This window comes from Porphyromonas circumdentaria (assembly GCF_900167105.1).
Lineage (GTDB): Bacteria > Bacteroidota > Bacteroidia > Bacteroidales > Porphyromonadaceae > Porphyromonas > Porphyromonas circumdentaria.
Genome location: NZ_FUXE01000019.1, coordinates 20,240 through 31,253 on the forward strand (window position 1 = coordinate 20,240; position 11,014 = coordinate 31,253).

General features: G+C 39.1%; 10 protein-coding genes, 1 tRNA gene and 1 rRNA gene. 3 read left to right on the forward strand and 9 right to left on the reverse strand.

Features of this window, described 5'->3' with window-relative positions:
• Positions 1-26 precede the first annotated feature (26 nt).
• The 5 genes from B5D06_RS07825 to serB all read right to left on the reverse strand — a co-directional run bounded on the left by B5D06_RS07825 (position 27) and on the right by serB (position 5,582).
• Complete coding sequence (locus B5D06_RS07825; protein WP_078737450.1) at positions 27-2,081, reverse strand: M13 family metallopeptidase; 2,055 nt, start codon at positions 2,079-2,081, stop codon at positions 27-29.
• Between the two features lie 32 nt (positions 2,082-2,113).
• Entirely contained in the window at positions 2,114-3,022 is a 909-nt protein-coding gene (locus tag B5D06_RS07830; protein WP_078737458.1) for a nucleotidyltransferase family protein, read from the reverse strand.
• Between the two features lie 175 nt (positions 3,023-3,197).
• Positions 3,198-3,938, reverse strand: a complete 741-nt coding sequence (gene lptB / locus B5D06_RS07835) for an LPS export ABC transporter ATP-binding protein (protein ID WP_078737451.1) — start codon at positions 3,936-3,938, stop codon at positions 3,198-3,200.
• Positions 3,939-4,020: 82 nt separating this feature from the next.
• Positions 4,021-4,323 (reverse strand): Dabb family protein, encoded by a 303-nt coding sequence (locus B5D06_RS07840; protein WP_078737452.1) that lies wholly within the window; start codon positions 4,321-4,323, stop codon positions 4,021-4,023.
• Positions 4,320-5,582, reverse strand: coding sequence for a phosphoserine phosphatase SerB (gene serB, locus B5D06_RS07845; RefSeq protein WP_078737453.1), 1,263 nt, complete (start codon positions 5,580-5,582; stop codon positions 4,320-4,322). Before serB ends, B5D06_RS07840 begins: the two co-directional genes overlap by 4 nt.
• A gap of 496 nt (positions 5,583-6,078) precedes the next feature.
• On the opposite strand from serB, the gene B5D06_RS07850 reads away from it, so the two are divergent.
• Positions 6,079-6,152 (forward strand) — tRNA-Asn (locus B5D06_RS07850).
• A gap of 193 nt (positions 6,153-6,345) precedes the next feature.
• Here B5D06_RS07850 and B5D06_RS07855 read toward each other — a convergent pair.
• Positions 6,346-7,236, reverse strand: coding sequence for a radical SAM protein (locus B5D06_RS07855; RefSeq protein ID WP_078737459.1), 891 nt, complete (start codon positions 7,234-7,236; stop codon positions 6,346-6,348).
• Between the two features lie 184 nt (positions 7,237-7,420).
• Between B5D06_RS07855 and B5D06_RS07860 the strand changes: the two genes are divergently transcribed.
• Together B5D06_RS07860 and B5D06_RS07865 are read left to right on the forward strand one after the other, a co-directional pair.
• Positions 7,421-7,777, forward strand: a complete 357-nt coding sequence (locus tag B5D06_RS07860; RefSeq protein WP_078737454.1) for a winged helix-turn-helix transcriptional regulator — start codon at positions 7,421-7,423, stop codon at positions 7,775-7,777.
• Between the two features lie 90 nt (positions 7,778-7,867).
• Entirely contained in the window at positions 7,868-8,119 is a 252-nt protein-coding gene (locus B5D06_RS07865) for a hypothetical protein (protein ID WP_078737455.1), read from the forward strand.
• 73 nt (positions 8,120-8,192) lie between these two features.
• Here B5D06_RS07865 and B5D06_RS07870 read toward each other — a convergent pair whose 3' ends face one another.
• The 3 genes from B5D06_RS07870 to rrf form a co-directional block, all read right to left on the reverse strand.
• Positions 8,193-8,819, reverse strand: coding sequence for a peptidase E (locus B5D06_RS07870; RefSeq protein ID WP_078737456.1), 627 nt, complete (start codon positions 8,817-8,819; stop codon positions 8,193-8,195).
• 119 nt (positions 8,820-8,938) lie between these two features.
• Complete coding sequence (locus B5D06_RS07875; protein ID WP_078737457.1) at positions 8,939-10,105, reverse strand: hypothetical protein; 1,167 nt, start codon at positions 10,103-10,105, stop codon at positions 8,939-8,941.
• A 684-nt stretch (positions 10,106-10,789) separates the two neighbouring features.
• A 5S ribosomal RNA gene (rrf, locus tag B5D06_RS07880) occupies positions 10,790-10,900 on the reverse strand.
• Positions 10,901-11,014 lie beyond the last annotated feature (114 nt).

Below are 11,014 nucleotides of genomic sequence, written 5' to 3' on the forward strand. Positions count from 1 at the left end.
AGTAATTATGAAAACAAAAAACTATATTACCATACAAGAACTCTATCCTCTGGAGCTAACCACATCTTGTCAGACTCTGTGATATTAAAGGCCTTGAAAAACTCATCAAGATTGCGAAGAGTTTGATTTACACGATATTCACCAAGACTGTGAGGGTCTATGTTAGTAAGACGAATCATCTCTTGTTCCGTAATATTCTGTCCCCAAACTCGAGCGTAAGCAATGAAGAAACGCTGCTCAGGAGTAAAGCCGTCAATCAAATCGACCTTCTTTCCTTGAAGAGCTTTCTGCATAGCGAGGAAAGAAACTAGGAGCCCCCCTTGGTCTGCGATATTTTCTCCCAAAGTAAGTTTACCATTACCCTTTACATTACCTACGATAGTAAGAGCGTCGAACTGACCTACTAACTTCTGAGCTGCAAGCTCAAACTTCTTGCTATCTTCTGCAGTCCACCAGTCAATCATATTACCGTTCTTGTCGTAGTTACGACCTTGGTCGTCGAATCCGTGGGTCATTTCGTGACCAATAACTACACCGATAGCACCGTAGTTCACAGCATCATCTGCGTTTACATTAAAGAAAGGAGGTTGCAAGATACCTGCAGGGAAGCAAATCTCGTTAGTTGTAGGCAAGTAGTAAGCGTTTACATCTTGAGGATTCATAAGCCAACGTGTACGATCAACTGGCTTATTCAAATCGCTCATATTATACTCATGCTCAAAAAGAGTTACAGCCTTAAGGTTTTCATAGTAAGACTTATCCTCGCTAATCTCCAACTTAGAGTAGTCTCTCCATTGATCGGGATAACCAATCTTCACGGTAAATCCGTTCAGTTTCTCATGAGCCTTTTGCTTGGTTTCTTCAGACATCCACTCTAGGGTAGATATACGTTCTCCCAAAGCTACTTGGAGGTTCTTAACCAAAGTCTGCATCTTTTCTTTAGCTTCTGGTGTAAAGTACTTCTTTACATACACTTCGCCCAGAGCTTCGCCCAAGACACCATTTACTAAGTTTACAGAACGACGCCAACGAGGATGTTGCTCCTGACGACCGCTAAGAGTCTTTCCATAGAACTCAAAAGAAGCTTCACCGAAAGCATCGCTCAAATAGCTTGCAGAGCCGTCAATAAGGCTAACTACCAAGAAGTCCTTAAGCTCTTGCAAATCTACAGTAGGGAACCACTTGTCAAACTTTTCAAAGAATTGAAGTTGCTTTACATCCCACTGCTTCAACTCATTAAGTTTACGACCTGCAAGGTATGTTTTCCAGTCAAAGCCTTTGTAATCTTTTACGAACTGATCTATCGTAAGCATATGATAGTTAGCACGACTGTCACGCAACTCTACTTGAGAGAAAGACATCTCAGCAAACTCTTTTGAAATTTTCATGTTGTTTGCTGTCATACGTGCTGCATCTTCTTCACTATATCCTGTAAGCAAAAGTACTTTGTGGATATAAGAGTTGTAAGCGTCTAAAAGCTTTTTACCCTCTTCATCAGTAGCCAAATAGTAGTCACGATTGCCCAAAGCAAGGCTCTTTTGGGAGATGTGCATGATGTTCATATCACTATTCATCTCGTCTGCCCACACGTAAGAACTAAAGAGGGTGCTGTTACCTTCGTTATCCCACTGAGAAACTTTCTGTACCAACTCTGCTTTATCCTTGATATCCTCAATCTCTTTGATATCTGCCAATATAGGTTTTGCACCGAGTTCATTACGAGTAACGCTGTCCATAGCTTGTTTGTATAACACAGCTACGCGATACTCATTAGTACCCTTTTTCTGAGATTTAGCGGAGAGGTCTACCACGATTTCATGGATTTGCTCTATGGAGCGATCGCGTAACAAGTCAAAAGCTCCATAGCGACTGTAAGCAGGTTGCAAGGGATTAGCCTTTATCCAACCACCATTAGAGTAGCGGTAAAAGTCATCTCCTGGATTGACTGTAGTGTCAAGAGCTGCAAGATCAATACCTGGTTCTACAGGCATACTCCCCGAAGTTGTACCATCCTGGCTATTACAACTCGTAAAAAGGACTCCTAATACAGAAGGAATCATAAGTAATGTTTTTACTTTCATTGTATTTTATCATTAGCTAAAAATTCTACTTATCAAGCTTTTTGGAAAAGGGGTGATGGATATTTTCCCTTCTCTACAAAGCTTTTTAGACGAGCTACCACAGCCTCTCTATCTTCGGGATAAGTAACCCCAAACCACTGCGCTTCGCTAGTTAGAAGGTGCACCTTGGCACCCTTTTTATGGATTAACAGATCTACCATAAAGGGGATATAAAACTCTTTCTTAGGCTCGTTTATGTATTCCGACAGAAACTCCTTAAAAGCCTCCTCGGAGTAAGTAAAATAATCGGGAGTAAAGCCCCAAAAATTCATTGAAACAGGGGTTTCGATAGGGAATGTAAGTTTGCTCTTTTCATCCCAACAGGTGTCGGCATCTTTTCTGATAAGGGCTGTTTGTTCCTCTACCTTTTCGAGGCAGCCCTCACTATTTACAGAGCAAACTCCTCTGGAAACAGTACCGCTCTCACTTAAGGTATTTCCCAAAGAATAAGCCACCATAAAGTAGTTATCCTTGCTTGTAGGCTCTACCTCTTGTAAGGCTTTTGCCATGGCTACAAAGGCTTCTCTACCATAAAAATCATCTGCATTGATAACGCAAAAAGGCTCCCGTACCACCTCTTTTGCCATAAGCACGGCATGATTGGTTCCCCATGGTTTTTCGCGCTCGGGAGGACAGGTATAAGGTGCTGGTAACTTGGTCAACTCTTGAAAAACGACCTCCGTTTGTATAAATCCGTCATACTTATTCAAGATTTTATTTCGGAAATCTTCTTCAAAAGATCGGCGTATTACGAAGACCACTTTCCCGAAACCTGCTTGGGCTGCATCATACACAGAGTAGTCCATAATGGTTTCTTCAGAGGGACCTACTCCTGCCATTTGCTTGAGCCCCCCGTATCGAGAACCCATTCCTGCAGCCATAATTATAAGGGTTGGCTTTATCATTTTTCTTGGTTAATCTTGCTCGATATCTATACTTAAGGGACAAAGGTAATGTTTTTATAGGCGGTAAGCACAAGAATAATAATAAAGTATTCAAAAAACTATTACGGAGAGAAATCGATCACAGGACGACCCCCCTCCATCTATTAAGTTATAAATTATCAGAAGTGCAAATTTAGTGAAAACGCTTCCTACGAAGGAGGAAATCTCTTCCCAGATATTTCTCTCGCACAATCTCATTTTCGGCCAATTCCTCGGGCACACCCTGAAAAAGGACCTTCCCCTCAAAAAGTAAATAGGCTCTATCTGTAATCGAGAGTGTCTCGTTCACATTATGATCGGTTATAAGGATACCAATATTTCTCTCTTTCAAGTGAGCTACAATATATTGGATATCTTGAACGGCAATCGGGTCTACGCCTGCAAAGGGTTCGTCCAACATAATAAAGCGAGGATTGATAGCCAAACAGCGGGCAATCTCTACCCGTCGTCTCTCTCCTCCCGAGAGTCTATTCCCATGATTCTTACGCACCTTTTCCAAACGAAACTCTTTAATAAGACGCTCCAAATTGTGCTTTTGTTCCTCTTTGGATTGATCGGTCATCTCAAGCACGGTGCGGATATTATCCTCTACAGACATCTTCCGAAAGACACTATCCTCCTGTGCCAAATAACCAATGCCTAAACGAGCTCTCTTGTAAACGGGATAGTCGGTTATATCTACGTCGTCTAAAAATATCTTTCCCTCGTTGGGAACTACCAAGCCTACTGTCATATAGAAAGTAGTTGTTTTGCCCGCCCCATTGGGGCCAAGAAGCCCTACAATCTCTCCCTGCTCAATACTAACAGAGACATGATTAACCACCGTACGCGTACGATAGCGTTTTACCAAATTTTCGGTACGTAAGATACTCATCGAAATCGTTCAATCCTTGCAGCTCAACAGTAGAAAAAGAAAATAGAAGTTTATCGCATCTTTGCTTTTGAGAATCATAAGGTTAACACTCAAAGTCTACACAAGCCCTATTCTTCTTGTAGGGTACAATGAGTGCTTGCACTACTTTTTCATGTTCGGGATGACGAGCATATACTTCTATGCTTTCCCAATTGGGCAAGTGTGCTTCGAGCAAGAAGCCATACCCCTCATTGGGATTGGTATTTATCTCTACTTTCATTGCCTTTAGAGGCTCTATAGTTTGAGGTAAAGCCTCTAAAGCCACTTTGATTTTTGAAAGATGTTGCTCCGCCTCATGTGCAGAGGCAAAGCCATCCAAATTAAATATTACAATATGTCGTATCATACGATTTGCGTCTCCATTAAATTGTCATCAAAGATGGAATCTTTATACCCCAAAAAGTAAAGAATACCATCCAACCCTACGTAAGAAATACTCTGACGAGCATCGGCCTTAACCTTGGGCTTAGCATGAAATGCAATTCCCAAGCCAGCTTCGCGGAGCATCAAAAGATCGTTGGCTCCATCTCCTACGGCTACAGTTTGTTGCAAATGCACCTTTTCAACCTGAGCAATCAACTTGAGAAGTTCGGCCTTTCGCTTACCATCTACGATTTCTCCAATATGTTTTCCTGTCAATTTACCATCGGGACCTACTTCCAACTGATTGGCGTAAACATAATCTACCCCAAACTTTTTCTGTAGATAGGTACCGAAGTACATAAAGCCCCCCGAGAGAATAGCAATTTTATATCCCATAAATTTCAATGCTTTCATGAGACGTTCAATACCCTCTGTCATAGGTAAACTTTCGGCAATCTCCTCCATAACAGATACATCCAACCCTTTGAGAAGAGCTACGCGCTCTATAAAGCTCTCGTGGAAGTCAATCTCTCCACGCATTGCTCGCTCGGTAATCTCTTTGACCTTATCGCCCACACCAGCTCGTACGGCCAACTCATCAATTACCTCAGTCTGAATTAAAGTAGAGTCCATATCGAAGCATATCACACGGCGCATTCTGCGGAACATAGATTCTCTCTGAATAGAGATATCAAAGGCCAATTCAGAAGAGACGGCCATCAAGTCTGCTTTTAACTGATCTAAGTCCTTCGGGGTACCACGCATAGAAAACTCGATACTTGCCATAGGTATACGCTCTTCCTTATCAAGAGGAATACGACCCGTTAAACGACGAATGTTATCGATATTCAGTCCCTGCATGGCAGTCTTATCCGTTAGGGCCGCAAGCATGGCAGCTGTAATCTTTCGAGCTACAACAGTTATGATATATCTATTCTTTCCCTGGGCATTGACCCACTCTGTATAGTCTTCTGGTGTAATGGGGGTAAAGCGTACCGAGACATTAAGCTCGTAACTTCTGAAAAGGAGGTCCTTCAATATAGGACCCGATGCCTCTTCGGTAGTTTCGAAGAGAATCCCCAAATTAAGGTTGCTGTGAATATCAGATTGACCAATATCCAGGATAAAAGCTTCTCGCTCTGCTAATATATCCATTAAAGAAGCTGTAACACCAGGGCGATCACTCCCTTGAATTGTCGCCAAAATCAACTTTTTCTTCCCATTTTTGTTTTCTTTTTCCATAAAATCATCTTCTTTTTTACTGCTTCTTTACATCAACAACAGGGCACCTATACCCTAAGCGCAAAGATACTACAAAGTGATGGAGAAAGGAAAAAGGGAGTATCTTTTAATAAAATCTTATTCGTGAAGTAACAAAAAGGTAACTTTAGAAGGGCCTTTTTGAGTTGGGAAAAGGCTTGAATTGCCGAAACGCACACCCTTCTGAATGTTAGACAAAACCTTTGAAAAGTTTGCACGTGTGATAACTCCAATTAGGACTTGAGAAAACTCCAGTTTCCTCCTATGATAACTTGAGTTTCCTCCTGTGATAAATTAAGTAGAAAAAGAAGGCAACTTCTCTCGGCTCAAACAGATTCGGGAAAAGGCGTTCATTCTGGGATTGCGTCATTGATATGTTTTCTCAGACTTTGCAGCTATTTTTTGACTGACTTCTTAGAATTGAGATTATCAATGATTTGAGAAATAAAAAATAAAGTAATACCTTTGCATGCGAAATGCTTCCTTAGCTCAGTTGGTTAGAGCATCTGACTGTTAATCAGGGGGTCCAAGGTTCAAGTCCTTGAGGGAGCGCAGTGATTTCATTGCAACGGTACAAATATGATTTTTGTACATCTTTCACAAAGCCAGTTTCGACTGGCTTTTTATTTAGTCCCTTACTAAACTTCTATTATCAATAATTGATTGGAGTGCAAAAACTCTTAACACATTCTCCCCTCATACAATAAGACAATCTGAACTCCTATGAATAAACTTATAAAACGGGTTATAGGGAAGATATACTCTGTCTATACATCCTCAATTCCATTTCACTAATACTATCTCTTATCTCTCTTAACTCAGATAAAATACGTACCCTATCCTCCGGTAAAGCTCCTATTATGGGAATGGGATTTGATACCGTATTAGCTAGTAATGTTGTCCTATTTTCAAGATTATTTATAAACAACATTAACTCTTCCAATCGTTCATGTTCAGGAGCTACAACATAGAGACCATTAAGCATATCTTCATAAAGCTCTGACTCTGGGAACAAGGTTAAAGAAACCACAGATATTATAAAGGGATTCAATTGACTAAATAATTTTGCACTTGCCAAAGCATTACGTTCTCCATTTCCTTTACCTGCAAGTCCTGTTAAGTAAACAATGTAGTATTCGATTCCTGCTTCTTCCAATTTTCTACATTGTTCTAAAATATCCTTTGAGGTATTTCCTTTATTCATTTCGCTTAAGGTAATGTCATCTCCAGTTTCTGTCCCTATAGAAATACCATTAATCCCATAACTTCTAAGTTCTTTTAACTGCTCTACCGTTTTATTTTTAATATCCGAAATACGGGAAAACATTCCTATTTGACAGCGAGGTAGATAATCATGTATTATAGTCGCAAGATTTTTCAATTTGTCAAAACTCAAAGCAAAGGGATTAGCTCCAGTTAAAAATATTCGTTTTGCTTTGGGCTGGTAATGTTGAATTACTTTCAAATCTGATATAATTTCAGATAACGGAGATATTTCAAATTTAAGTCCTGAATACAAGCTGCAAAATTTACATTTATGGTATGTGCAACCAACAGTTACTTGCAAGAGTACGGAACTTGCCTCATAAGGAGGTCTCCATATGGGGCCTGTAAAGTGTATTTCTTCAAAGTCTATCATAAAAACGTCAATAATATATGCCGAGCAAAATAATCTATACTTAATCCATCACATAGTTGAATTACCTTTGTAAACACAAACATAGATAGTAAGTCTGTATAAAAAAAGAACTAACAGAGTTATTAGATAGTTACAAAAATGTTAGTTTTGCTAATTATCAGGACAATAAAAATAGACGCTAATGCAAAATAATTTTGAGGGAACTATTTGCCCTGCTTGTGGTATTATTGACCGATTTGGAGACAAATGGTCTCTGCGAATTTTGGTGCTTTTACACACAGAGGGAACCCTGAGATTCAATGAAATCCTTAAAAGAATTCCCAATATTTCTCAGAGGATGCTTTCTATATCTTTGAAATCTTTAGAAGCCGACAAATTAGTCTCCAGAAAAATATATCCAGAAGTTCCTCCTAAAGTAGAGTATACCCTAACCTCTTTGGGCAAAAGTTTAATTCCTCCATTAGAAGGGCTTATTGATTGGGCTCTTGACCATGCAGAAGAAATAACAAAACATAGAGAAAAGTTTGGAAAAGAATAAATCATTTCCAAAAGGCTTTTCTTACCAACACTTCAAAGGGAACAAAAGCCTCCTCCCCTGAAGTGAAGCTAAAATCGAGAAATATTCTCTGTGGAGATAGATACCATTCTGGATGAAATTTTGCTCATCGTGCACGACTTCCGACACATCGTCGAAGATGCCAATGAAGATTTTATCAACTCCCCTCCCAAAGACTGCTCAAAAATAGCTCTCGACCTATTTGAGCATAAAGCTTCTCAGACAAGAATATTAGCTACGTTTATGCTGGACAAATTGCCAGTAAAAGACGAAAAGGCTCTTCGCTATCTAAGAGAGAGAGTTAGTAATGACGATAATTGGTGAGTACAGAAAATGCTCGCAAAGACTTTTGACGAAGTGTGCAAAGGAAAGGGTAATGAAAAAGCCCTGCCTCTTATTACAAACCTGTTGTTATAACCTTTATCTCTTCTTTTTCTACGTATATTGCTTGCGTATTACTAATAGGATATAAAGGCAGTTTATGCTGATATAGAGAAACTATTTTCTTAGTAATCCCGACAAAAGGATAATTTTTGTAGTGAGGAACAGTATAAAAATCTACCAATCCCAAAGCTGAAAAATCTTGTAATTCAGGGGTATGTTTTAAGCTGTCCATTTCTGTAACATATCCAACATGAGGAGAAAGGATAATTGCCCCAGCCGACTCTCCAACATATACTTTTCCAGACAATACTTCTTCCCTAATAAGTTTATCGGCACCAGAGTTCTTTAACTCTTGAAGTAGAAAAAAGGTATTTCCCCCTGTTACGTAAATAAAATCATTGACGTGCAACTTAGCAATAATTTCTTCAGAGGAAGCAGTCGAAATATCTAATTCATCTACAAACACACCCATCTTCTCCAGAGCCTTCCTAGCAGCTCCAACATAAAATGTAACTTTCTCTGTAAAACTTGCAGTCGGAATAAAAGTTACTCTTTTACCTCTCAGTACATCACTTCCCAGAACCCCCTCAAACAAAGATGCAACATCTCTGAAAGAAGAACATAAAAATATCTTTTTCACGCCACAGTACTAATTAAAACTACAGTGCAAAACTAATACAATTAAGGTGCTCAATAAAACCGTCATAAGTCTGAGAGGTTCTATTGAACACCCGCCTAAATAGGAGAACTAATACTACTCTAAATTTTTGTTTTTATAGTAGACGTGTGGCCACTCGCATCGGTAACGCGGATAAGATACACTTGATTAGCAACGAGCATGGGGAAAACCATCTTGTCCGCTTCTTGATGCACATCGTAAAGCAAAGTTCCATCGACACTGTAAATAGATACTCTTTTCATCTGATATCCTTCAATTGTAATCGAGTTACCACTGCAACTAACGATAGGTTCTTTCAAGCTAATTTGGTCTACTGCATCTGGGTTTTGGAAATCATAGAGGTAAACATAAATCTGATCTACCGTTGAATTCGGATTATTCACCATCTTTTCTTTAATTCTGAGTTTACCCGTTTCAAGCAGGTAATTTACCAGAGGAAAAGCGAAGATGGGGCTGTCCATATAGAATGGGATTTTTGGGTAATAGATATCGCTCGCCTCTTTGGTATCATCGTAGAATAGGTAATTCTTTTGCATAAGCTTTGAAACACCATTTTCTATGCTAAAAGAACTTTTTTCCATGAGCTTTTTCCCATCATAAACATATTCAATCCTACCTAGCTCTTCTTTTTCAGCCTTATCCGTGAATTGAACTACCTTAACGAGATTATTCTGCTCGTCATATTCGTAATTCTTTATATTGCTCACAAGTTCATCTCCATTATCGCCTGTAATGCCCTCTTTAACCAGTAGATTCTTATCGTTGAAAAACTTTAGAAGACGAGAAACTTTTCCAGAGTCATAGGTTGTTTTTATCTCGATATTATTCCCTTTTTCATCATAAAAGAATTCGCTCTTGAGTCCTTTATTATCTCCTGTAAGATCCTCTACCTCTCTAACAGTTATGTCTCCACTCTCGCTATAACTATAGGAAACAACTTCTGCTAAGGGAAGAGGATATACTGGTATACAAGAATAAAAATACTTGTCTATCTTCTCTATTAACCCTTGTTGATTGTAGTGAATAGAGTCGATCCTATTGGGCGAATCATCACCAATATAGTACGATACGGATTTTAACTGCGTCTCTTGAGAATAGTCGTAACGGCACCCATAATATCCCCAAGTAATGCTTGGATAATGAATCCCTTTGAAGAGATATTTGGGAGTTTGTGCTTGTGCAAAGGCTGTTTTCAAGGATATTGTCGCTAAAATCAACAGCCAAGCTGTAAAAACAATTCTTTTCATTGTCTACGAAGTATTATTTGTTTAATAGTAATCTTTTTGCTACTATGTGATTCTTTTCAAAAACACTCTGCCTTAAAAAAAGAAATAATTCATTCAATAGTGCCTGAACACTTAATTAACAATCTGATATAGACCATACAACAAGTCAACCCTGATTACATTTAATTACTTCTCAACAAATATACTCCAAAAAATCTTAATTATATTACTTGATGTATGGAGATTCCAGTCTGCAAATGAAAGAATCAGATTTCTTTTGTTGTAATAGCCGATCTATTGTGTACCTTTGCTCTCGGCTCAAATGGTTGTATTTTTTCATGTTTAACGCAAATATAATCTTTGACGCCGATCCCCAGAGGGGCTAGTCCTTCTGGGGATATTCTTTCTATTTGCGTTGCACTTACTACTGGAAAATACCTGGTTATCTTGCGATAATCGGTTGATGTCGGAGAGGCGGTAAAAGATTTTCCTAGCGATTTGGGTCTAGAGAATAATGCGCTTATCCTGATAGTCTTGTAAGGAGCGAAGGTAGTATCCCAAAAAAGAAACAGCTAAGCCTTCCCCTTTTGTAGGAGAGTATCGTTATTCCCTCTTTGACCCTATATCCCATGTAGGATCATTATCTTCTCCTTCCTATAACAAAAAAAGTCCTCTGGATATACCATCCAAAGGACTCTCTCAAAAAAAAGGCAGCTACCTACTCTCCCACTGTTACGCAGTACCATCGGCGTAGTTGGGCTTAACTTCTCTGTTCGGAATGGGAAGAGGTGGAACCCCAACGCTATAACCACCTTAATAAGGCTTGACATATTCAGTAAAACACAATAGAAAACAATCAAAATCACGAACCTCTAAAGAATCTACGCGATTAATTACTCTACAATCTATCGAAAAATATTGGGAAATTAG

What these genes read in the sequence shown, in the direction of transcription:
- B5D06_RS07825 (WP_078737450.1), bottom strand. Translation starts at nt 2,081, where the DNA reads ATGAAAGTAAAAACATTACTTATGATTCCTTCTGTATTAGGAGTCCTT.
- B5D06_RS07860 (WP_078737454.1), top strand. Translation starts at nt 7,421, where the DNA reads ATGCAAAATAATTTTGAGGGAACTATTTGCCCTGCTTGTGGTATTATT.
- serB (WP_078737453.1), bottom strand. Translation starts at nt 5,582, where the DNA reads ATGGAAAAAGAAAACAAAAATGGGAAGAAAAAGTTGATTTTGGCGACA.
- B5D06_RS07875 (WP_078737457.1), bottom strand. Translation starts at nt 10,105, where the DNA reads ATGAAAAGAATTGTTTTTACAGCTTGGCTGTTGATTTTAGCGACAATA.
- lptB (WP_078737451.1), bottom strand. Translation starts at nt 3,938, where the DNA reads ATGAGTATCTTACGTACCGAAAATTTGGTAAAACGCTATCGTACGCGT.
- B5D06_RS07840 (WP_078737452.1), bottom strand. Translation starts at nt 4,323, where the DNA reads ATGATACGACATATTGTAATATTTAATTTGGATGGCTTTGCCTCTGCA.